Here is a 24099-nt window from a genome sequence, read left to right on the forward strand (position 1 = left end):
TGTTATGCAATTAAAAATTGACGAAGTAATCGAATTAGGAGAATCACTTTTACCTCCGTTTCTATTGGATTTTCAACAAGCTATCACGAACATTTACACGGATGTGACAAAGCTAAACTTATTAAAAGATCAATTACAAAAGAAGAGGGAAATTTATATCCACACGCAACAGCTAGGGCATTATGAAAAGCTAACCGTTGCGGAGACATTTCGCTTTTATAACGATTTATATAATGGGAAGCAGAACACGGATCAGTTAATTAAAGAATTTGGTTTTGAACAGCAGCGAAAAACACGCGTTAGTGAACTTTCAACGAATGAACGCCAAGTGTTAAGTTTTATCCAACCTTATTTAGAGGATAAAAAGCTCTTTGTATTCATTGAGCCATTTCAAAATTTACAATTAAATGAACGGAAGTTGCTTTTACATTTAATGATGCAGTTCAAGCGAGTACATAAAAATATTTTAATACTTTCGAATAACTTAGAGCATTTAATTATGGTAGGTGGCGAAATTTTTAGACTCGATACAGATGGATTACATACGTTAGATGTAAAAGATGAACAGACTGACTCAGCCCCAATCGAAACAACCAAATTAAAGATTGAAAAAATTCCTACGAAAACAAACGACAAGATTATTTTATTTAATCCCCCTGAGATTGATTACATAGAAAGTGTGGAAGGGGAAGTTTACATATATGTTGCTGGAGAAGGTTATTCATGTGCGTGGACGTTAAATGAATTAGAAAAACGACTCATGCATTTTGGCTTTTTTAGATGCCACCGTTCTTATATCGTCAATTTACAAAAGGTACGTGAAATCATTTCATGGACACGCAACAGTTATAGCTTGGTTTTACAAGGAACTTCTAAATCAGAAGTACCGCTATCTCGAAATAAACTATCAGAGCTAAAGGAGCTTGTCGGAATTTAACGTATTTCCTGGGAAATCTCCTGTACCATTCACCGTCAAATAACACTAAACAGCAACAAAAAGCTACAACTCACGTACAAAATAATGCATGAGCTGACAGAGTCCTTTAAATTGATGGTAACAACCGAATTAAAGGAGGCACTAATATGACAACGATTATTGATGTGCAAAACATGCGAATGAAATTTGGAAGCGAGGAAGCATTAAAGGATGTTTCATTTTCCATTAAAAAAGGAGAGATTTTTGGCTTCTTAGGTCCAAGCGGTTCAGGCAAGACAACAACCATTAAAATACTGACAGCGCAATTAACGCAGTCAAGTGGCCATGCTTTTGTTTTCGGGCAGCCTGCGAGTGACATGCATAAGCCACAGCAAAAAGCGAAAATAGGCTTACTTACGGATAATAGCGGACTTTATCAACGCTTAACGGTCGAAGAAAATTTATTATTATACAGTAATTTATACGGTATTTCGAATAACGCTGTTGAAGAAGCATTACAATTTGTTAATTTGCAAAATCAGCGTAAGAAAAAGGTCAGCCAGCTTTCAAAAGGGATGCTGCAGCGTGTCATTTTAGCGCGAACAATTATGCATAAACCGCAGCTATTGTTTTTAGATGAGCCGACATCCGCGCTAGATCCTGTGAATGCGCAACATATTTATAGAGGTTTACGAAAATTAAATGAATTAGGCACGACGATCTTTTTGACAACGCACAATATGGCAGAAGCAGAGCTACTTTGTGACCGCGTTGCCTTCTTACACAAAGGGGAAATTCGCGAATTGGATACACCCGCTGCCTTAAAGAAAAAGTACAGTGACCATTCATTTACGATTGAATTAGATACAGGGGAGCGACATGTTGTTGTGAATGGTGAGGAAGATGCCGTAAGCGTAATGAACTGGATGAAAAATGATCAAATCGCACGTATGCATTCAAATGAGCCATCATTAGGGGATATTTTCGTAAAATTAACAGGGAGTGATTTACTATGAACGTATCATTAAAACGTATTCAAGCTATTTTCATGAAGGATTATAAAGAATTTTCTCGAAATTACGCAATTTCAATGGTAATCTTTTTACCACTTATTTTAGCCCTTATGTACCGCCAAACAGGTGCAGAATCGATACAAAGTTACTTTTTACCACTCAATATGACATTTTCGATGGTAACAGCATATGTACAATCGTGTTTAATTGCGGAAGAAAAAGAACGCAATACATTACGTAGTCTCATGATGTCTCCTGCATCAATAGCGGATATTTTATTAGGAAAAAGCTTGCTTGTCTTTATCTTGACTGGGGTCATTTTAGCGGTAAGTGCGTATATTGTTGGGTACGCTCCGAGTCAAGTAGTCCCTATTGTTTTGGTTTTAGCGATTTCAACGGTATTTTATTTAGCTGTCGGAACAATTTGTGGCTTATTTACAAAGTCTGTAATGGAAGCATCATTAGCGGTTTTACCCATCATACTCGTGTTTTCGTTTGGTCCAATGGCCTTGAATTTAACTGAAACGAACGTTATGTATAAAATTGCACAATGGCTACCAAGTGCGCAGTTGGTAATTTTAGCAGAACATTCGCAGCAGGGCGCTTCAGTGGGGGAGATTGTCCAACCATTACTACTGATTACTATTTGGACAGTGGTCGCAATTGTCATAGCAGTTCTTTTATTTAAAAAACGAACAAAAGATGAATAGACTTAACTTGATTCAGCGGAAGCAAGTTAAAGCCTAGGCGGATGACACAGATTTTTGGATGCGTTATTAGAGCCGACTTGAAAAAAATCTGAATGCAGTTACGCCTCGGTGTAATTGTATGAACATGAGGTTGGGACAAAAGGTGAGATTTTAGCAGACCTGTTAAAATTTCGTTTTGTCCCAGCCTCTTTTTTTATGGGGGCTTGCTGTTTCATCTAGAAATGAAAATAGCTATTTTACATAATAAAAGAAGCACACTCACAAAGAGTGTGCTTCTTGCAACTAACTATATGAACTTAATTCGTTAAAATTAAAGTTTTGTAACGTTAGTAGCTTGTGGTCCGCGGTTACCTTCTTCAACTTCGAACTCAACTTTTTGACCTTCGTCTAAAGTTTTGAATCCTTCACCTTGGATAGCTGAGAAGTGTACGAATACGTCATTGCCGCCTTCAACTTCGATGAAACCGAAACCTTTTTCTGAGTTAAACCATTTTACTGTACCTTGTTGCATGAGAGAAAACCTCCAAAAAATAAATTGTTAAATTGCTAAATGTATAAAAAAAATTCACACATTAAAAAAGGGAGCGTAGACGTTCACTTTTTTAATATGTGAATTAATCGTTACCAGCTAAGCAATTTAATTATTCTTATTGTATAACAACTTTATCCAACTGTCTACAATATTTTAATGAATTAGCGAGAAAATTTTTGATTTTTCGTATAAATGAAGGAAGTAATTGAATTAAACGAGCAATTTGAATATTTTTGAACCATGTTCTTTTCTAAATAAAAGATTAAAAAATAATCAATAACTTATACACAGTTTAGCTAAGTAAGCTCAAAAAATACTGCTGAAGTTATTCATATACAATAAATATACTATATTTTGATTTTTAAGGTGTACTAAGAATTAAGAATAATTCAAAAAATCTGCTGACTTTTTACCTAAGACATGTATATAATTTTGCATAGACAGTAAAAATTCTGAAAAAAGGAGTGGTACGAGATGAAATATTCAATTTCAAAAAAATTATGGCTATCCTTTTCAATTTCAATTGTACTTATTCTTCTTGTTAACGGTATTGGATCAGTGGCATTAAGTACTGTAAATAGTAAGTATGAAGATATTTTAGACCGTGAAATGCAACGTATAATTTATGCAAAGGATATAGAAATTGCTCAAAAGGATTTATCAACAAAATTAACGGAATACGTTGTATTAAATAAAGCAACAGCAAAATCAAGTATTGCGAGTGAAATCGAAAAACAAGAGAAGGCTGTAGCAGGGTTGCTCGAATTAAATGATGACAAAGCTTCTGAACAATTGCTAAAGCAGCTACAAGAAAAACAAAGCTTGTTAGTTGAAGCCAATAATACATTGATGGAATTGAAAGAAAAAGGTCAAAGTATCTCTAAAGCGCAGCTTACTTCCATGAGTATTAATTCAGAGGTTTTGAATATTATTAGTGAACTTGTGGAAGTACAACAACAAAATATAGAAAATACGCGTGCAGAAATAGAGCGATTTCAGCGTATGGCCTTTATTACGATGCTGGCTTTAACGGTTGTTGCCACTGCACTTGCGTTAGCTGTTTCGACGTATATGAGCCGTCATATCTCAAAACCGGTAAACAAGGTTACTACGGCACTTGAGGAAATCGCACAAGGTAACTTAATGATTCAACCACTACATATTAAGAACAAAGATGAAATCGGATTAATGGGGAAGAGCTTTAACAAAATGCTAGAAGATTTGCGAAATATTGTGTCCAATGTAAGGGATTCTTCTAAGCAAGTGGCTTCGAATGCGGATGAGTTATCAGCGAGCTCGCAGGAAAGTTTAGCTTCCTCTCAAATGGTCGCAACTTCAGCGGAAAAACAATTAGCAACAAGTTCGGAGCAATCAAGCTATATGAATGCATCGATTGATTCGATGGAGGAACTACGTATAAGCGTTGACCAAATTTCAGGGGATAATGAACAAATGCTTCACGCAACGAATGAAGTGAAAACGTTAATCGACCGAGGTGCAACATCGATTCAAAATGTCGTCACGCAAATGGAAATCATCCATGAAACCTTTGCCAACACAACAACTATGATGCATGAAATGGAACAACACTCAACCAGCATTCAACAAATTACCGGGCTTATTACTGATATTGCAGATCAAACCAATCTTCTAGCATTAAATGCGGCAATTGAAGCGGCACGTGCAGGAGAACATGGTAAAGGCTTTGCAGTTGTAGCCGATGAAGTTCGAAAACTTGCAGAGCAATCGAAAAACTCTGCCACTGAAATCGAGCGCATGGTGCAGCAAATTCAGCAAACATCAAGTGAGGCAACGCGAACAATTGTTGCTGGTGGCACGAAGGTGGATGCAGGGATGGAAAAAACAACAGAATCGTTACAAGTGTTCCTAAAGATCGAAACAGGCATTGAAGATGTCGTGCACAGCGTCGAGTCTGTATCGACGGCAGTGGAAGCCATTCAAGCGATGACAGGAGCAGTCTCAGATAGTGCAATGCGTGTGCAACTACTTGCAACTCAAACGGCCAACACCGCAAGCGACACAAGCGCAGCAACTGAAGAACAGCTTGCATCAACCGAAGAAATTTCCGCAAATGCACAGGCATTATCGGAATTAGCCGAACAATTACAGCTCGAAGTAAATCATTTCAAACTATAATTAAAATGCGCCATTAGCAGTTTGTCCGCTAATGGCGCATTTTTTTAGCCCAGTGAACGGTACTTTATGAATGCGCTCAACAGTTCATTGGTCCCGAAGTAGGTGCTCGTTTAGTTTAGAAGTTCGGTTTTTTGACCATAAATGACTTATAGCTTTCAGTTTTATGGACATCGAAGTATACTCCACACATTGTGAAGCGGTGGTTTGGTTGGAGTTAGTATAATAGTAGTATGATTTTTTTAGTTAGAAAAAAATATGTGTTTTAAGACTTTTCAGTTGAAAGAAGTTTCCTCATGCTCAAGAAAATGAGAATCCATCTCTTTTCAACATTCTTAATAGAGAAGTTTAGGATAAACAAATATATTCCTTACTAGGAAAGTAATAAATAAAATTAAAAATAGTACGCAAAAAAATAAAAAGTAAATGCGAGGTAGTCTATGGGCTTTTTCAGAAAGAAAAGTAATTCAAAAATGGATTCCAATTCTATTTCAGCTAGTCAAATGATGGAGACAAGTTCAGCAAACGAATTAAAAACAAATCTTCAAGAAAATATACAAATAATAAAAGATTCACTTGGGAAAAGCTCGGATATTATCATTCGAGAAATTCGAATTGGAAAAGAAGAGGCTATTAAAGTCGGTATTATCTATACAGATGGATTAACCGATACAGCCTCATTACAGAATTTCATTTTAGAAACGCTTATGCTAGATATCAATGGGACCGAATTACAGAAAGAGCTATCTCCTGATCAAAATCTGATTGGTGTATTAAAAGATTCTGCCATGACAGTAGGAGAAATTAATGAACTGACTAATTTTGAAGTGCTTTTTACTGGACTTTTATCGGGGGATACGATTATTTTGATCGATGGATATGCCCAAGGTTTAATCATTTCCAATAGGCATTGGGTTGAGCGTGGAGTAACGGAAGCAACAGCCCAGGTGGTGGTAAGAGGACCCCGCGAAGGATTCTCCGAAAATTTACGTGTAAATACCGCCTTAGTTCGTAGAAGACTGAAAGATCCCAATCTCTGGATGGAATCAAAAGTTATTGGAAAACGCACGAAAACGAATGTCGCCATGATGTATATCAACGGAATTGCAAATGACAAAATAGTGAAAGAAGTTCGTTTACGTTTGGATAAAATAGATATTGATGGAATTCTTGAAAGTGGAAATATCGAAGAATTAATTCAGGATGCACCTTATTCACCTTTTCCAACTATATTCAATACGGAACGTCCGGATGCAGTAGCTGCAGCATTATTGGAAGGACGCATAGCCATTTTGGTTGATGGAACGCCATTTGTCCTAATTGTTCCAGCATTATTTATTCAATTTTTTCAATCTTCAGAGGATTACTATCAACGCGCGGATATTTCGAGTCTTATACGACTCCTTCGTTTTTTTTCGTTTGCGATTACAATACTTGCACCTGCATTATTTATTGCCATCACAACTTTTAATCATGCCATGCTACCCACTGGACTCCTTATAAGTCTGGCAGCCCAACGTGAAGGTGCCCCATTTCCGGCATTTGTTGAAGCAATCATAATGGAAGTCACCTTTGAAATCTTGCGTGAAGCAGGCTTAAGAATGCCACGAAGCATCGGTTCAGCCATTTCTGTTGTAGGGGCATTTGTAATTGGAACAGCAGCGGTTGAAGCAGGCATCATCTCTGCTGCGATGGTAATCGTGGTTTCAATAACCGCCATTTCTAGTTTCGTTTCGCCAACTTACAACATAGCTATCTCGGGAAGGATGCTACGTTTTGGGTTTATGGCAATAGCTGCTTCTTTTGGTTTATTAGGAATAACGATTGGTTTAATCGCCCTACTTCTGCATTTATGTAGTTTGCGTTCTTTTGGTGTGCCTTATATGTCTTCACTAGCTCCATTTAATCTTTCCGATCAAAAGGATACGTTTATTCGCCTTCCTATATGGAAAATGTTTACTAGACCTCGTCTAATCAATCAACAAAATATCGTTAGGCAACAAGAGTCAGCCTCTGCAAAACCAGCACCACCAAAAAACGAAGGGGGTTAAACGATGAAAAAGTGCATGTTAGTTCTCCTGATTCTTAGCCCCATTCTTATGGGGTGTTGGGACAAGAGGGAATTAAATGAACTTGGTATTACGTTGGCAATAGGAATAGATAAAGTAGAAGATGAATACCAAGTAACTGTTCAAGTGGTAGTACCTTCGGAAATAACCATGAAAACAGGTACTGGGCGTTCACCAGTCACCCTGTTTCAGGAGAACGGAAAAACGGTATATGAAGCCTTTCGAAAAATTACAAAGTCATCGCCACGAAAAATATATCCAGGACATCTTCGAATGCTTGTGCTAGGTGAGGATTTAGCTGAAGAAGGGATAGCGAAATCCTTAGATTTACTGTCAAGAGATCGGGAACTTCGATCTGATTTCTTTGTTGCAATTGCAAAGGATATGACCGCAGAGGAAGTACTGAATGTTAGTACACCGATTGAAAGTATACCCGCCAATAAAATGTTTAACACCCTTCAAACGTCAGAAGCTTCTTGGGCTGCAACAAACGGCATTAAGTTAGATGAGTTGATAGCCTCTATGACAAGTAGCGGAAGGGAAGCTGTATTGACAGGGATACTAGTAACAGGGGATCAAGAAAAGGGATCAAGCAAACAGAATGTGGAATCGATTACTCCTTCTGCACGAATTAAATATGATGAATTAGCGGTGTTTAAGAAAGATAAATTAGTGGGCTGGTTAACTGAACGAGAAGGCAGAGGCTATAATGACATCGTCAACGAAGTCCAAAGTTCTGTAACTACTATATCTTGTCCTGAAGAGGGGAAAGCCACTATAGAGATTATTCAAATGGATTCTAAAATGAAAGGAAAAATAAACAATGGTGAGCCCGAAGTAGATGTCAATATTAAAGTAAAAGGAAATGTTGGGGAAGTAGAGTGCCAAATTAATCTTAATGACCAAAAAACAATTGTTGAGCTAGAGAAGATTACTGAAAAAGAGATGGAAGAGATCATTAACCAGGCCATTGAAACGGTACAAAAACAATATAAGTCAGACATATTTGGATTTGGTGAAGCCATTCATCGATCTAATCCGAAAGAATGGAAAAAGATGAAAGAGCAGTGGAATGAGAAATTCCCTGAGCTGACAGCGAATGTTAAAGTAGACGTAGAACTTGTGCATACGGGTACAGTAGGTAATTCTTTCTTAGAAAAGATAGAGGTTAAATAATTATGATAAAAACTATAGGAATACTTCTATGTGCGGCAGTTATTCTGTGGATTGAAGTTCCGCCTCTGTTGGAAAAAAAATATAAAAAAGAGTTGCTTGTATTTTCAATTCTTCTTGCAATTGGGGTAGGACTAAGTATTACACTTTTTGGATTTGAAAGGCCTATTCCAAATCCATTTGATTTACTCACTTTTATTTTTAAACCGCTTAATGATTTTATTTCTCTTTTGTTGAAATAAAAGAATAGTGTAGAGGGGAAGGTATGATTTGAAATGATGCAAGACGTTAAAATAAATCCGTACCAATTTCTGGTTTTAGTTATTTTATTTACGATTGGTTCGAGCATCTTAACTGTACCATCAGCATTAGCAACCGACGCAAAGCAAGATGCCTGGATTGCAGCTATAATTGGTACGGGAATCGGCTTATTAGTCATCTGGCTATTCATCACTATAGCACTTTGGTTCCCTCACCTCACTTATGTCCAAATCATAGAAAAACTATTTGGAAGATGGATAGGTAAAGCCTTTGCTACTTTTTTTGTATTCATATCTCTTCTTTTTGCTTCAGAACTTTTGTATTATTTTGGGATATTTTTAAACATCCATATGATGCCAAATACGCCAATGATATTCCTTAATCTTCTTATGATAGGGATTGTGGTAATGGGAGTCCGTCTTGGATTGGAAACCTTCGCTCGTACTGCAGAAATATTAATTGTCGTGTTCTTCGTCTTTTTTTTCATTTTAGTGGTGTGTATTTCACCTGAAATGAAGTTTGAAAACATACAGCCTGTATATGAGATGGGGACAAAAAAGATCCTTCAATCATCCATTTTTTATGTCATAGTATCTTCAGTAGATGCCATTGTTCTCTTAATGATTTTCCCTTCTTTTGTTAATAAAATGAAACAAGGGAAAAAAATTTTTTTAATTGGAAACTTAATAGGCGGCATCGTCATCATCGTTATTACATTTTTATGTGTTACCGTATTAGGTTTTAATAAAACTGCAGAAGAGATTTATCCAAGCTATGAATTGACCAAAAAGATAAGTATCGGGAATTTTATACAGCGTATTGAGGGATTAATGGCATCACTTTGGGTGATCACTCTCTATTTTAAGACGACCCTTTATTTTTACGCTTCCGTTTTAGGGATGGCACAAATTCTGAATTTGAAAGATTACCGTCCTTTAACCTTACCGCTAGGCATGATTGCCGTTGTCCTTTCTCTCGTGATTTATCCTAATATCATCTACCAAAAACATTTTGACGATACAACGGGTAATTCTTTAACATTATCAATCGGACTTTTTTTACCTCTTTTGTTGGTAGTCGTATATGCAATACGAAAAAGAACAATAAAGAAAGAAGTAAAAATAAATGAATAGCTAGGTATTTAGAAAAAAAATATTTAGAAAGAATGGTTTCTAATATAGAGGATGCTAGGTGTTGATAAACGAGTATCAGATAAAGTTACTCCCAAAACCTTGTTAGATATAGCCAATTCTATTGATTATTGACTCAAATTGGAAGTTTTGTAATTCAACTAACAGGGGCGATTCTGTAACAAGGATCTGCTCCCTTTTTCATTAAAGGGCCATTTTACTGAACATCTTTCTTTTATGAATGGTTAACAAACGACGCTTTGGGTGTATTTTATGGTGCAATTTAAATAGCTAAGAAGGAGCATTAAACAAAAGTTTAATGCTCCTTTTTTTAATAGAAAAGTAAGTATTAGTTATAAAATATAAATATATATCGCACCTTTATAAAATATTTATTATAAATTGTATAATTAAACTTTACTTTTTTCTATTTATGTTTTATTATGTTAAATATAGGGAGGCGGTCTTGTGAAAGAGAGCTTTGGTGATTCAATCGTAAACAAGGTATATGAGTTTAGAGTGTTAAAGCGGATGTCTCAAAAGGATCTGGCAGATGCAGTTGGAGTCTCCAAACAAACTATTTTTGTTATGGAAAAGAATAATTACTCACCATCTTTAGTGTTAGCCTATAGAATTGCCAATTTTTTTGAAGTAGATATTAATGAAATATTTTCATATGTAGGAGAGGAAGATAACAATGATTGATGTTTTAGACAGATGGATGCTTGAAAGCGTAGTAAATTTTAATATTTTTGTAGGAATTATGACATTTATTTATATTGGTTCTTTGCTGGTTCTATTTTTTGTGGGAAAGAAGTTTGGTAAACCAGACGAAAGAACAAATTCCATATATTTGAAAATTATTTCTAGTATGTTTTCTACCCAATTGATTATGACTGGTATGTTTATTTCATTAGTTGACAATGATATCCAAAATTTCCGCCAGTTCTTATTATTATTCCAAGCGATTGTATTCCTTGTAGGTGCAATAAGTGCTTTCAGACTGTACAAAAAAGATTTCAATTAAAAATTCAGAAATTACAATGAGCTGCCTTTTTGGTAGCTTTTTTTATTAAACAAACGGGGTGCAATTCTGCAGCAAGAATTGTACCTTTTCTTCATGAAAAGGGCCAGATTGTTGAATAAATGAACAATCTTTCAAACTTGTAAGAAGGATTATAGTTAATCAATGGAACCACTACTTTACTTCTATTATTATGAAATTATAGATTAAATAGGGAGGGTTTATATTAGTAATGAAAGTAAAAAGAAAATTTAGAACTTGGATTATTGTAAGAAATATTTTATTAACAATAGTAGCGTTATTCCTTGTATGGATTGTTTTTCACCACGTCTTGAAGGTATATGAGCAAACACAATATCCACCAATTGGTCAAATAGTAGAAGTCGATAATCAAAATATGCACGTTTATACAAAAGGAGATGGGGTGAACACCATTGTTTTATTAAGCGGACTAGGTACAACCGCACCTGTATTGGATTTTGAACCCTTAATAAACGAAATGGCCAAAACCAATAAAGTTGTCGTGGTAGAAACTTTTGGTTATGGATGGAGTGATATAACGACAAAAGAACGAACTGTAGAAAACATCGTAGAAGAAATTAGAATGGCTCTAAAGAAAGCCAATATAGAAGGTCCATATATTTTAATGCCCCATTCCGTATCAGGAATTTATAGTTTGTATTATGCCAATAAGTATCCTGCTGAGATTGATGCAGTTATTGGGATTGATGCTCTTTTTCCACAAGCTATTGATTATTTTAATGAACCTGCCCCTACGCTACCTAAATTTTTAAGATACGTAGCACCAACAGGAATAGCAAGACTAGCGTTATTTATAAATCCTGAAGGCTTTTTACCTATTGCTGATGATGGTACATATTCTGAAGAAAACTTAAAAATGACCAAGGCTATCTCCGCTTGGAAGGGGGGGAATAAAAACGTTGTTAATGAAGCCAATGAAATTAAAAATAATATTAACAAAACAGTTGATATGACATTCCCTTCTAACATGCCAGTTTTATTATTCGCTACGAAAAAAGATAAGGTAACAGAGGATGGTAAAAACAATGTGACTTTTTATGAAACGCAATTAAGTAATTCTCCTTCAAGTAAAATTGAAACATTAGAAGGACATCATTATCTCCATTGGACTCGTTACAAAGAAATGAGCAAACAAGTTAATAAATTCATTGATTCATTAATAATAACAAAATAGTAATATTTTTTTCTTCATGAAAAGAGCAATGTTCATTATTATTATAGGCTTAATGTTTACCATTACTTTTATTTAAATTAAGTGATGTAAATGGACACGAAGAGTTTGCAACCGATATGGAGAAATTAAAGTATATAACTTTTGGAACTGGGGATCATTACTTTGAATATAACTACTGGAAAAAAACGAATGTAGATAATTAAAAACAACGCTTGATATACCGATTTAGTATATTAAGCGTTGTTTGAAACTTTATGTTAATCTTCTATTTTTAACCCTTTTAATAAATCCGCAAAAGCATTATTAATCGGCTCTGCCTCTTTTTCCTGCTGCTTCATATACTTCTGCACACTACGCTTATCGACTTTACCGCCGCCTTCTTTTTTACGACGCGCTTCAAACGCAGATAGTTTTTCACGGTGTCCGCATTTACATACGAAAATTTGACCGTCACCTTGTCCGTGTAATTCTAATTTCTTTTTACATTGAGGGCAGCGTGCATTCGTCACACGAGATACGTTTTTACGGTGACCACATTCACGATCTTGGCATACAAGCATTTTGCCTTTTTTGCCGTTTACCTCAAGCATTGGCTTCCCGCAATCAGGACAAGACTTCGTTGAAATATTGTCGTGCTTGAATTTTTTATCGCTATTTTTAATGTCTGCTACAATTTCCTTTGTATGTTGCTTCATTTCGTTGATAAATGTTTCTTTTTTCAATTTACCTTTAGCGATTAGCTCAAGCTTTTGCTCCCACTGTCCTGTTGTTTCAGGTGATTTTAATTCATTTGGTACTAAATCAAGTAATTGACGTCCTTTAGAAGTGATATGGATGTCCTTACCACGCTTTTCAATTAAGAATGAGTTAAATAGTTTATCAATGATATCAGCACGTGTTGCTACAGTACCTAATCCACCAGTCGTTTTTAGTGTGTCTGCAAGCTGCTTATTTTGCGTGTTCATGTACTTCGTAGGGTTTTCCATAGCCGAAAGCAATGTTGCCTCTGTGAAGCGTGCGGGTGGCTTTGTTTGGCCTGATGTTTGCGCAAGTAGTGTTACTTTCAATACTTGACCTTTTTCAAGACGTGGAAGTAGCTGCTCTTTCACATCATCTGTTGATTCTTCATCATCAAAGCCATTTGAGTAAACTTCCTTCCAACCAGCTGTAATCACTGTTTTCCCACGAGCGATGAATTTTTCAGAACCAATTTGAGTTTGTACGGTTAATTGCTCATATTCATGTGCTGGGAATAATACCGCTAAGAATCGTTTTACAACTAAGTCATAAATTTTGCGTTCTTTATCTGAAAACGCCGAGAAATTCACGTATTCCTCTGTTGGAATAATCGCATGGTGATCAGACACCTTAGAATCGTCAACAAACGCTTTAGATGTTTTAATAGGTTTCGCCAATACTTTGTTAGCAAGTGCTCGATATTCACCAACAGCGCATGCTTTTAAGCGCTCTGGAAGGGTGCTAACGATATCTGATGATAAATAACGAGAATCTGTACGAGGGTACGTTAATACTTTGTGTGATTCATACAGCTTTTGCATAATGTTTAACGTCTCTTTTGCGGAGTAGCCAAACATTTTATTCGCATCACGTTGTAATTCTGTTAGGTCATATAAACCTGGCGAGAATGTCTTTTTTGGTTTACGTTCAATCTCGATTACTTTCGCATCTTGCTTATCTAACTTGTTTACAATCGCATCAATTTTGTCTTTTGCGAAGCTGCGTGAATTGCCATTAGCATCTTGCCACGTTAATTTTAAATCCTTTGTTTGTGCTTCAATGCCGTAATATGTTTGCGCTTTGAAGTTTTTAATTTCGTCTTCACGTGCTGCAACCATTGCTACCACTGGCGTTTGAACTCGACCACAATTTAGCTGTGCATTATGTTTTGTCGTTAATGCTCTAGTCGCGTTTAGTCCGATGTACCAATCGGCCTCAGAGCGTGCTATAGCTGAAAAATAAAGGTTTTCGTAAGCTTTACCCGGTTTTAAATTTGCAAACCCTTCCTTAATAGCTTTATCTGTTACTGATGAAATCCATAAGCGCTTAATCGGCTTGTTTACCTTCGCGCGGTCAATAATCCAACGTGCAACAAGCTCACCTTCACGCCCAGCATCTGTAGCAATAATAATTTCGTTTACATCGTTACGTGTTAGCTGTGATTTTACCGCATTATATTGCTTACTTGTTTGTTTAATCGTTGTTAATTTTAGACGCTCTGGTAACATTGGTAAGTCTTCTAAGTTCCATTTTTTATATTTATCATCGTAACTTTCTGGATCGGCCAATGTTACTAAATGTCCTAATGCCCAAGTCACGATATATTTATCGCCCTCTAAAAATCCGTTCCCTTTTTTATGACACTTCAGCACATTCGCAATATCGCGTGCTACTGAAGGTTTTTCTGCTAATACTACACTTTTAGCCATGTATAACATCCTTTCGTATTTCCATGTGTTTAATATAGCATAGGAAAAAATTATATTCATTTTCAGTTATCTGATTGTGGTAAAATGTGTAAAAAGTGTTGTCTTGATAAGTGAATTTCAGATGAAGAATTTAATGTTAGAAGCATTAGCGACTGATGTAAGAAGAAGCTAGAGCTACACGGGCAAGGTGATGGCCAAATTTTCGTATGTAAATGCGGCTAGCGTGAAAAATTATCTGCCGTTGAAGCGCGTCGAAAAAAAGAGGGCAACGGAAAAGTGGATAAACGTAGCGTACAAAAATTTATGAAGCAACAGGAAATAGAAGCAGGGCCAATTAACAATGCATTTGAAGATTTGTTAAAAGGCTTTAAGGTCGATAAATAACAAAACGCGCCTGGAGGATGTGATTCCTTTAGGCGTTTTTTTAGTGAAAAGTAAAATTCAGTATATAACTATTTTTTACTTATAAAAAATAGTTATATTTCAGAGGATTTTTGAATAGTAAACAATATTACCAAGAATCTATTTTACAAATAAAAGGTAACAAATTGCGGGAAATTGTACTTCAAGTGTGTTAACTAGTAACATACCAATATTAGTCCAAAAGATTCAAAATATGTATAATTAGTGAATGTTTTATTTTACCATGCGATAATACCCTATATAAACTTTTTAAAAAGAGGTGAATAAAGATGAGAATTGCTAGTTTATTACATGGTTATAATTCTGATTTAGAGGAAAGAAAACGCTCAGTCCAGCGCAAAGAGGTTGGCGATGCTTATAAAAAGCATGCCAAATATGCAAATGCAAGCAAAAACCCAATGCTCCAAGCGCTTGAAAATTTACTTTCTGGTAAAACAGAGAAGGAATTACACGAGGCAGATGCAGCTGCCCGTAAAGATTCGCAGCAGATTTTAGTGGAGTCAAAGGACGAAGAGCTAGCGCGTCCAAAAGAAAAAGAGGAACTTTCACAGTTAAAGCAAACCGAGCAAGAAGTCATTGCGCATGAAGATGCTCACAAATCGGCAGGGGCAGGTGTGACGGGCGCAATTTCGTATACGCATACAACAGGACCAGACGATCAGCGCTATATTAATGGCGGCGAAGTAGCGATTCAAGTACCGGCAACTAATGGAGAGTCGGATGAAACCATTGCGCTACTTGAAAGGGTACGTCAAGCCGCATTGGCACCAGCAGAGCCGTCCTCGCAAGATTTACGTGTAGCGGCAAGTGCTTCAGCGCAAATTCAGCAAGTACGCGCCGATAAATACGGTGAAGTAATGGAAGAACAAGAAGAATCGGCACCATTTGCAGATGAAGACTTCACATTTGAAATGCCGGAAAAATTCCAAAAGGATTTTAACCGTAATCCCGAAGAACAAACGATTTTTGGAAAGGGTTTAGAAAAGCTGTTATTCCAACGTACATTTAACAACGCAGCACAAAAATATAGTTCCCATATTGCAATGGTGAAAAACGGCTACCGTTCTGTAACAGAACCGACCTTCTCACAAGTTGCATAAATGAAAACTCGCTTTAGCCAATTCGTGCTAGGGCGGGTTTTATTTTAGCCTCCACTTAAATGGAATGATTCCAATTTCAATCAAAGGTGCTATACTAATTTTTAACGAAAACACAGGAGTGATAGTTTTGGCGAAAAAACATGTGAAGACAAATGCGATTCGATTGATTGAACAGCGAAAAATTGTACATGAAATTTTTGAATATACGTCAGAAGATGGTCATGCGGTAGATGGTGTAACAGTCGCAGCAAAAATTGGTCAACCGGTTGAACATGTTTACAAAACTTTGATTGCCACTGCGGGAAAGGGGCATTATTTTGTGTTCGTTATTCCGGTTGAAGCCGAGCTCAATTTAAAGGCCGCAGCAAAAGTGGTTGGCGAGAAAAAGGTAGAATTGATTGCGGTAAAAGAGCTACTTGGTTTAACGGGCTATGTACGAGGTGGTTGTTCGCCAATTGGTATGAAAAAGCTGTTCCCAACGTATATCGAGCAAGCAGCCGAAACGCTTGATTACATAATTGTCAGCGCAGGAAAGATTGGCATGCAAATGAAACTCGCACCGACAGATTTGGCGAAAGCATCGAATGCGCAATTTGCCCAGCTTGTAACATAATAGAAAGAAGGATTTATATGTCGAAAAAATTTTGGTGGCAGTGGGGTAGCTTTTTTGTCGGACTGATGGTGATGGCACTCGGCATTACACTGACGATTAAAGGCAATGTCATTGGCACCAGTCCATGGGATGTATTCCATATCGGAATGTTTAACCAATTTGGTTTGACGATCGGCACGTGGTCGATTTTAACAGGATTATTCATTATTTGCGTAACGTCGATGTATCTTAAACGTGTTCCGAGATTAGCTACTTTTTTAAATATGCTATTAATCGGTTCATTTATTGATTTATTTAACTGGCTATTACCAGAGGCGTCTCTATTTGTTTTTGAAATTAGCTATTTTGTAGCAGGCTTTTTTGTCATGAGTATTGGCTGTGCACTTTATATTGCGGCAAGTCTTGGAGAGGGCCCACGGGATACGGTGATGATGATTATCGCGAGCAAGGGCTATTCGGTAAAAACAGGGCGTATGGTGATGGAAGTGATTGCGGCAAGCATTGGCTGGCTACTTGGTGGACCGGTTGGCCTTGGTACGATTATTTTAGCGCTTGGAACGGGCTATATTATTCAACCCGCGTTATTTTGCTTTAAAAACAAGCTTGAAAAAATTATTGGTGAGCCACTCACGTAAAATATTGGCAACTTATGCTACACTATAACTGATGTTGAAATTGAAAGGATGAACGAGCATGTCAAACGTATTAAATACCTTTTTAGATGAAAATTTACAAGACCTACGCACTCAAGGTTTATACAACGAAATTGATCCTGTTGAAGGTGCGAATGGCCCGATCATTCAAGTAGCAGGCAAACAATTAATTAATCTATCATCAAATAACTATTTAGGTTTAGCGACAAATGATGAATTAAAGAAAATAGCACAAAACACAATCGAAACATATGGTGTCGGTGCGGGTGCGGTTCGTACAATTAACGGTACATTAGATTTACATGTGAAATTAGAACAAACATTAGCAAAATTCAAAGGGACAGAAGCGGCGATTAGCTATCAATCTGGCTTCAACTGTAATATGGCAGCGATTTCTGCTGTTATGGATAAAAACGATGCCATCCTTTCAGATGCTTTGAACCATGCTTCCATTATCGACGGCTGCCGTTTATCCAAAGCGAAAATCATTCCATTTGCACACGCAGACATGGATGATTTACGTGCGAAAGCAAAACAAGCGACAGAATCAGGCCTTTACAATAAAGTCATGGTTATTACTGACGGCGTGTTCTCAATGGATGGCGACATCGCGAAGCTACCTGAAATCGTAGAAATCGCAAAAGAATTTGATTTGATTACGTATGTAGACGATGCACACGGTTCAGGTGTAACAGGTAAAGGTGCGGGTACAGTGAAGCACTTCGGGTTACAAAACGAAATCGATTTCCAAATCGGCACATTATCAAAAGCAATCGGTGTTGTCGGTGGCTATGTAGCAGGGAAGAAAAATTTAATCGATTGGTTAAAGGTTCGTTCTCGTCCGTTTTTATTCTCGACAGCATTACCACCAGGGGACGTTGCAGCCATTACACGCGCTGTGGAAATCATTATGGAATCAACAGAGCTGCATGACAAACTTTGGGACAACGGTGATTATTTAAAGAAAGGCTTAATCGAGCTTGGCTTTAATATCGGGGATTCAGAAACACCAATCACACCTTGTATTATTGGCGATGAAAAATTAACACAGCAATTCTCCAAACGATTAATTGAAGAAGGTGTGTACGCAAAGTCGATTGTATTCCCAACGGTACCAAAAGGAACAGGTCGCGTGCGTAATATGCCAACAGCAGCACATACAAAAGAAATGTTAGATGATGCATTAGCCATTTACGCAAAAGTTGGTCGTGAATTAGGTGTAATTCAATAAGAAAAGCGCATTCACACCGTCTAGACATATACAAAAAGGCTCCGTACTACAATTTTAGTAGCGCGGAGCCTGTTATTATTGTACTTTTACAGTAAATAGCTCTAATTTTGCGACACGTTTCATTGCTTCACGTAGACGATTTTCATCAACGAGCAACCCTACGCGGATATAGCCTTCCCCGTATTCACCGAAACCATTGCCAGCAGCGACTGCGATATCTGCCTTTTCAAGTAATAGGTCGGCAAATTGCTCGCTTGTGTAACCGTCAGCGACAGGCAACCACGCAAAAAACGAGCCCTTTGGAGCGGTAATAGTCCAGCCAATTTTCTGTGCTTCTTCTACAAGCGTATTGCGGCGACTTTCATAGAGTGCACGCAAATTTTCAACGCAAGTTTGTTCTTCGTTTAATGCTGTAGCAGCCGCATGCTGAATAGCTGGGAACTGACTGCAAAACAAATGGTCCTGAATGATGTTAATGGCTTCAATCATTTTAGCATTGCCAACCGCAAAGCCGATACGCCAACCCGCCATGTTGAAAGATTTGGACAGGGTATACAATTCAATACCGATATCCTTTGCGCCGGGTGCTTGTAAAAAGCTCGGTGGACGTTTGCCGTCAAAACCAATTGCTCCGTAGGCAAAGTCATGGGCAACGGCGATTTGGTTTTCTTTTGCGAACCGAACCGTTTCCTCAAAAAATTCAGCCGTTGCAACACCACCAGTTGGATTGTTTGGGTAGTTTAAGTACATTAATTTCGCGCGCTCTTTCACTTCGTCAGATAGGGAGTTATAATCCGGTAAAAAGTCGTTTTGTGCAGTCAATGGTAATGTATTAAACTTTACATCCGCAAGCGCAACGCCTGATAAATAATCAGGATAGCCTGGGTCAGGAAGCAACATGTAATCACCGGGATTTAAAACAGCAAGGGGCAGTTCAACTAGCCCAACTTTTGTACCACCAAGTATCGCAACTTCGGTGTTTGGGTCAATGTCGACATTGTATTCACGTTTATAAAAGTCCGCAGCTGCTTGACGTAGCTCAGCAATGCCACGAAACGGTGAATATTTATGAGTTTGTGAATTCATTGCCGCCACTTGTAAGGTTTCAATAATATGATCAGGTGTTGGCTGGTCAGGGTTGCCTTGCCCTAAATTAATCACATCACGCCCCTGTGCAAGTGCCTCGTTGACTTTTCCAACAAGCGCCGCAAAAAATTGCGGAGGTAGCTGTTGAAGTTTTTTCGAAAATTCCATGGTTTTGTTCATCCCTTTTTTAGTAGATTAGAGCGTATTGGCTTTTCAATGTATGGTATATAAGTAAATATATTAACTCGTACAATTTATGTTTTTCAAAGATTAAAAATAATCTTAGTACTTTTCTAGGTTTAAGTAAAGTGAAAATTATGATAATTTAAAGTGTAGTGAATTTTGTAGAGGACGGTGTTTACATATGAAAATCGGTTGTATTCAATTAAATGTAGGTTTTGGCAAAGTCGACGAAAACTACGAGCGTGCCGAAAAATTGATTCGAGAGGCAGCTGCAGGGGGCGCGGAAATCATTGTGTTACCCGAAATGTGGAACACAGGCTACGCACTTGAGAAATTAGATGAGCTAGCGGATGAAAACGGAGAGCGTTCGAAAGCGTTTTTAAGTACGCTTGCAAAAGATTTAGCAGTACATATTGTCGGTGGTTCAGTTGCGGTGAAGCGTGATGGCGAGTTTTATAATACGATGTACACGTATAATCGTGCCGGTGATTTAGTCGGCGAATATAGCAAAGTGCATTTATTCCGTTTAATGGATGAGCATTTGTATTTGCAATCAGGTGATACGATGAATCGTTTTGCACTCGATGGTTTAGAAGCAGGAGGCGCGATTTGCTATGACATTCGTTTCCCAGAATGGCTGCGTGCACATGCATTAGACGGCGCAAAGGTGTTATTCATTCCGGCACAATGGCCAACGCCACGTATTGACCATTGGAAAATTTTACTGCAAGCGCGTGCCATTGAAAATCAATGCTATGTCATTGCAGTCAATCGTATTGCACGTAAAGTCGAGAATTTCAACGGACAGTCGATGATTATCGGACCATGGGGTGAAGTACTATGGACTGGTGCGGAAGATGAGGAGCTAGCCATTGTTGATGTTGATTTTTCAACGGTAGACGAGGTGCGCGGACGTATTCCTGTTTACGATGATCGCCGCCCGAATCTTTATGAGAAGGTAGTTAAATAATAATTGTTGAAAGTGCGCCTATCTATATAAGGTGCACTTTTTTGTAATACGATTACATTTGTTTCAAACACCAAATGAATAGGTATGACGCTGGATTAAGGCTCCATCGCGCTTGTTAATGAGTGTGTCTCTGTCACCATACATTCGTTGTTATTTGAATTTTATGCACAAAGACTGGCAATACAATGCAGCGCTCTATAATAGTCGAAGGCAAAAATAAGGGTGTTGAATAAAATGAATGAAGACAGAGGACAGTTTATAGTTGGTTGTGAACACGCCAATTTTATGAATCCCATGCCACAATTTAAAAGATGCGCTTGCATGCATGAATGCTTTTGTCATTAGTCGTTAAATTGGGATATTTTGAGGGATTTTTGTCCCGCCGTAAGAAAGATAACACAATTCGAATATTTGAGACGGACAATTGTATTACTGAAAAAGAATTTTTATGAAATATTGTATTTTATAAAAGAACACCCTATAATAAATCCGAGAAAAAGCTTTTCAAATTAGGTTTTGTCTTTAATTGAATGTTTTTTTACAGAGGACATTTGTGTTATTAAATATTTTATTGGAATACTTTTTTCGAGGATAGGGAGGCATCAAGTGTGAAAAAAATTATGGTGACCGGTGCATTAGGTCAAATTGGTTCAGAATTAGTAGAGAAATTACGCCATACGTATGGCATTGACAATGTATTAGCAACAGATATTCGAAAAATTGATCAACATGAGGGACCGTTTGAAGTGTTGGACGTAACAGATGGGAAGCGCATGCATACACTCGCACATGACTTCGGTGCGGACACGATGATTCACATGGCTGCATTACTATCTGCAACAGCGGAAAAAAATCCGGTATTCGCATGGAATTTAAATATGGGCGGCTTAATGAATGCACTTGAAGTAGCACGTGAATTAGACATGCAATTTTTCACACCAAGTTCAATCGGCGCATTCGGTCCTTCAACACCAAAAGACAATACGCCACAAGATACACTGCAACGCCCAACAACAATGTATGGGGTAAATAAAGTTGCTGGTGAATTATTATGTGACTATTATTACACACGTTTCGGTTTAGATACGCGCGGTGTTCGTTTTCCAGGGTTAATTTCGTATGTGACGCCTCCTGGGGGTGGAACGACAGATTATGCGGTAGACATTTACTACAAAGCCATTGCAGAAGGTCGTTACACATCGTATATCGCAGAAGGTACTTACATGGATATGATGTATATGCCAGATGCGCTGCAGGCGATTGTTGATTTAATGGAGGCAGACCCAGCGAAACTCGTACATCGCAATGCCTTTAATATTTCAGCGATGAGCTTCGAGCCATCACAAATCGCAGCAGAAATTAAAAAGCATATTCCAACATTTACGATGGACTATGAGGTAGACACAGTGAGACAGGCAATTGCTGACAGCTGGCCAAACGCAATCGATTCATCAGCAGCGATGGAAGAGTGGGGCTTTAAAGCAAGCTATAACTTAGAAAAAATGACAATAGATATGTTAGAAAAGCTAAAAGTACGTTTAGATCAAAATATAATTTAATGATAAAGCAAGCATACGGGAGATAATCCTGTATGTGTAACGAATACAGAAAAACACTCTAAATGTTGTTATATCAATGTTTAGAGTGTTTTATTGTGCCTCCAACTTTCCTTTGGGAATGTTTTTAGATTTAGAAGTGTAAATTTAATACGGTAAATTTAGTTTGGTTGCTATTTATCATTTTACTTTACTTGTAACTTTAATTGATATGAGCGAATTAGATTTACTGCGCAGTTTACTAAAAATATTCCTAATACCCCACCAAGAATATTAAGTAACAAATAGATCATATCCACATTACCATAGCCTCTCGATGTTAAACCAGCCCATCCAAATAAAAGACGAGCAAAGTCGATTACTAAACAACTTAAAATAACAATAGCAATTGCTTTCTTGTTACTTTTTAAATTGAAAAGGAGTAATAAAGCAATCCCTAACGGTACAAATAAAATTACATTATAAAATATAGCAGAATAACTCCAAATGGAAATATTAAAGTGCATCGTATCAAATATTCCAAACCAATCATTTGTTGAAATAAACCTGCTACTAGTATCTGCAGGATTTTGAGGGAGCGTGAATCCACCAAATATAATTTGAATTAAGCTTATCAAGTAAAAGATAAAGCTATATAAAATAAATCGTTTCTTATTACTTTTTTCTACTTTTCTAAAGTAATCAAGAAATACATCAATAAAAATAGATACCAGCAAAATTAAGAACCCTAAGGGAACAATATTGTAAAGAACGTATGTTGAATCCACAATTAACATCTCCCATCGTTTATAAAATCTTAAAGATACCATAATTTTACTTATCTTCACGGTGTGAAGCAAATGTAACCTAAATCGCTTATTATGAACTAACATTATCGAGCAAAAAACTCTATATAACTATATTGTGGTATACGGTATGACCGAGACGACACCGATTGTTTCGCTGTCACGCGATTTGTCGGATATGGATGGCTGGACTTTAGATGGAAAAATTGAAACGCGCGCCATGCAGGGGTTAACGGTACCAGGTATTGAATCGAGCATTGTTAATGAGCACGGTGAAGTACCATGGGGCGGAGAAACGATGGGAGAGCTCCGCTTACGTGATCCTTGGATTGCAGCGGAATATTATAAAGATGAACGTACTGCTGAAGCGTTTAAGGACGGTTCGCTATACACAGGAGATATCGCGGTGCGTTCAAAAGAGGTCTTCTTTAAAATTACGGACCGCACGAAAGATCTCATTAAATCAGGTGGAGAGTGGATTTCATCAGTTGATTTAGAAAATGCCTTAATGTCACATGATGCCGTTTTCGAAGCAGCGGTAATCGCGATTCCGCACGCAAAATGGCAGGAGCGCCCACTTGCCTGTGTCGTATTAAAAGAGGATGCAGAAGTAACAAAAGAGGAACTAATGGACTTTTTAGCAAGGCAATTTGCGAAATGGTGGCTACCAGATGATATAGTCTTTTTAAAGGAAATCCCAAAAACATCTGTTGGTAATTTTTTAAAGGCCAAGCTACGTGAAAGCGTACATGAGATTTATCCGCAGTTGTCATTTTAAATAGCTCTGAACTAAAAAATAACACCTTCTTATTGTGTAATGCTTGATAGATATGTAAAAATGATGTCAAGTTGAA

Annotated in this window: 21 protein-coding genes and 2 pseudogenes; 19 read left to right on the forward strand and 4 right to left on the reverse strand. The window is 37.3% G+C overall.

Translation table 11 applies throughout. The annotated features are described in order from the left end of the window. Positions 1-4: 4 nt before the first annotated feature. The 3 genes from LZ480_RS01090 (at position 5) to LZ480_RS01100 (ending at position 2639) form a co-directional block, all read left to right on the forward strand. On the forward strand, positions 5-937 hold the full coding sequence (locus tag LZ480_RS01090; RefSeq protein ID WP_241367486.1) for a response regulator transcription factor: 933 nt from the start codon (positions 5-7) through the stop codon (positions 935-937). A gap of 146 nt (positions 938-1083) precedes the next feature. Further along, positions 1084-1932, forward strand: coding sequence for an ABC transporter ATP-binding protein (locus tag LZ480_RS01095; protein WP_241367487.1), 849 nt, complete (start codon positions 1084-1086; stop codon positions 1930-1932). Beyond that, on the forward strand, positions 1929-2639 hold the full coding sequence (locus tag LZ480_RS01100) for an ABC transporter permease (protein WP_241367488.1): 711 nt from the start codon (positions 1929-1931) through the stop codon (positions 2637-2639). The genes LZ480_RS01095 and LZ480_RS01100 overlap by 4 nt, the downstream gene beginning before the upstream one ends. Before the next feature lie 310 nt (positions 2640-2949). On the opposite strand, the gene LZ480_RS01105 is transcribed toward LZ480_RS01100, so the two are convergent. Beyond that, positions 2950-3150, reverse strand: a complete 201-nt coding sequence (locus LZ480_RS01105; RefSeq protein ID WP_241367489.1) for a cold-shock protein — start codon at positions 3148-3150, stop codon at positions 2950-2952. A 495-nt stretch (positions 3151-3645) separates the two neighbouring features. On the opposite strand from LZ480_RS01105, the gene LZ480_RS01110 reads away from it, so the two are divergent. The 8 genes from LZ480_RS01110 (at position 3646) to LZ480_RS01145 (ending at position 12198) form a co-directional block, all read left to right on the forward strand. Continuing rightward, complete coding sequence (locus LZ480_RS01110; protein WP_241367490.1) at positions 3646-5328, forward strand: methyl-accepting chemotaxis protein; 1683 nt, start codon at positions 3646-3648, stop codon at positions 5326-5328. Between the two features lie 437 nt (positions 5329-5765). Further along, a complete protein-coding gene (locus LZ480_RS01115) occupies positions 5766-7376 on the forward strand; it encodes a spore germination protein (protein ID WP_241367491.1) in 1611 nt (536 codons plus the stop codon). Positions 7377-7379: 3 nt separating this feature from the next. Continuing rightward, positions 7380-8570: a Ger(x)C family spore germination protein gene (locus LZ480_RS01120; RefSeq protein ID WP_241367492.1), complete on the forward strand. Its 1191-nt coding sequence runs from the start codon at positions 7380-7382 to the stop codon at positions 8568-8570. 2 nt (positions 8571-8572) lie between these two features. Further along, positions 8573-8809, forward strand: a complete 237-nt coding sequence (locus LZ480_RS01125; protein WP_241367493.1) for a hypothetical protein — start codon at positions 8573-8575, stop codon at positions 8807-8809. Between the two features lie 33 nt (positions 8810-8842). Then, a complete protein-coding gene (locus LZ480_RS01130) occupies positions 8843-9961 on the forward strand; it encodes a GerAB/ArcD/ProY family transporter (protein ID WP_241367494.1) in 1119 nt (372 codons plus the stop codon). A gap of 465 nt (positions 9962-10426) precedes the next feature. After that, positions 10427-10663 (forward strand): helix-turn-helix transcriptional regulator, encoded by a 237-nt coding sequence (locus tag LZ480_RS01135; RefSeq protein WP_099423209.1) that lies wholly within the window; start codon positions 10427-10429, stop codon positions 10661-10663. Then, positions 10656-10985: a 6-aminohexanoate hydrolase gene (locus LZ480_RS01140; protein ID WP_241367495.1), complete on the forward strand. Its 330-nt coding sequence runs from the start codon at positions 10656-10658 to the stop codon at positions 10983-10985. Before LZ480_RS01135 ends, LZ480_RS01140 begins: the two co-directional genes overlap by 8 nt. 229 nt (positions 10986-11214) lie before the next feature. Then, a complete protein-coding gene (locus tag LZ480_RS01145; protein WP_241367496.1) occupies positions 11215-12198 on the forward strand; it encodes an alpha/beta fold hydrolase in 984 nt (327 codons plus the stop codon). 257 nt (positions 12199-12455) lie between these two features. Here LZ480_RS01145 and LZ480_RS01150 read toward each other — a convergent pair whose 3' ends face one another. Further along, positions 12456-14645, reverse strand: coding sequence for a DNA topoisomerase III (locus tag LZ480_RS01150; protein ID WP_241367497.1), 2190 nt, complete (start codon positions 14643-14645; stop codon positions 12456-12458). Positions 14646-14801: 156 nt separating this feature from the next. Here LZ480_RS01150 and LZ480_RS01155 point away from each other — a divergent pair. The 5 genes and pseudogenes from LZ480_RS01155 to LZ480_RS01175 all read left to right on the forward strand — a co-directional run. Then, positions 14802-15029 (forward strand): annotated as a pseudogene (locus tag LZ480_RS01155) (DNA topoisomerase III); the annotation flags it as partial. Between the two features lie 308 nt (positions 15030-15337). Then, a complete protein-coding gene (locus LZ480_RS01160; protein ID WP_241367498.1) occupies positions 15338-16168 on the forward strand; it encodes a putative metalloprotease CJM1_0395 family protein in 831 nt (276 codons plus the stop codon). Between the two features lie 127 nt (positions 16169-16295). Next, on the forward strand, positions 16296-16781 hold the full coding sequence (gene ybaK / locus LZ480_RS01165; RefSeq protein ID WP_241367499.1) for a Cys-tRNA(Pro) deacylase: 486 nt from the start codon (positions 16296-16298) through the stop codon (positions 16779-16781). A 17-nt stretch (positions 16782-16798) separates the two neighbouring features. Further along, complete coding sequence (locus LZ480_RS01170; RefSeq protein ID WP_241367500.1) at positions 16799-17416, forward strand: YczE/YyaS/YitT family protein; 618 nt, start codon at positions 16799-16801, stop codon at positions 17414-17416. 58 nt (positions 17417-17474) lie between these two features. Beyond that, positions 17475-18665 carry a glycine C-acetyltransferase gene (locus LZ480_RS01175; protein WP_241367501.1) on the forward strand — a complete coding sequence of 397 codons (1191 nt, stop codon included), beginning with the start codon at positions 17475-17477 and terminating at the stop codon, positions 18663-18665. Positions 18666-18740: 75 nt separating this feature from the next. Here the strand turns inward: LZ480_RS01175 and LZ480_RS01180 are convergent, their stop codons facing one another. Continuing rightward, complete coding sequence (locus LZ480_RS01180; RefSeq protein ID WP_241367502.1) at positions 18741-19919, reverse strand: pyridoxal phosphate-dependent aminotransferase; 1179 nt, start codon at positions 19917-19919, stop codon at positions 18741-18743. A 196-nt stretch (positions 19920-20115) separates the two neighbouring features. Here LZ480_RS01180 and LZ480_RS01185 point away from each other — a divergent pair, with 196 nt between their 5' ends. Continuing rightward, positions 20116-20904 (forward strand): carbon-nitrogen family hydrolase, encoded by a 789-nt coding sequence (locus tag LZ480_RS01185; protein WP_241367503.1) that lies wholly within the window; start codon positions 20116-20118, stop codon positions 20902-20904. Between the two features lie 620 nt (positions 20905-21524). Next, entirely contained in the window at positions 21525-22463 is a 939-nt protein-coding gene (locus LZ480_RS01190; RefSeq protein ID WP_241368639.1) for an L-threonine 3-dehydrogenase, read from the forward strand. A gap of 182 nt (positions 22464-22645) precedes the next feature. Here LZ480_RS01190 and LZ480_RS01195 read toward each other — a convergent pair whose 3' ends face one another. Continuing rightward, entirely contained in the window at positions 22646-23236 is a 591-nt protein-coding gene (locus tag LZ480_RS01195; RefSeq protein WP_241368640.1) for a VanZ family protein, read from the reverse strand. 100 nt (positions 23237-23336) lie between these two features. On the opposite strand from LZ480_RS01195, the pseudogene LZ480_RS01200 reads away from it, so the two are divergent. Next, positions 23337-24023: pseudogene (locus LZ480_RS01200) on the forward strand (AMP-binding enzyme); the annotation flags it as partial. Positions 24024-24099: the final 76 nt, after the last annotated feature.

It is taken from the genome of Solibacillus palustris (assembly GCF_022549215.1).
Classification (GTDB): Bacteria; Bacillota; Bacilli; order Bacillales_A; family Planococcaceae; genus Solibacillus; species Solibacillus daqui.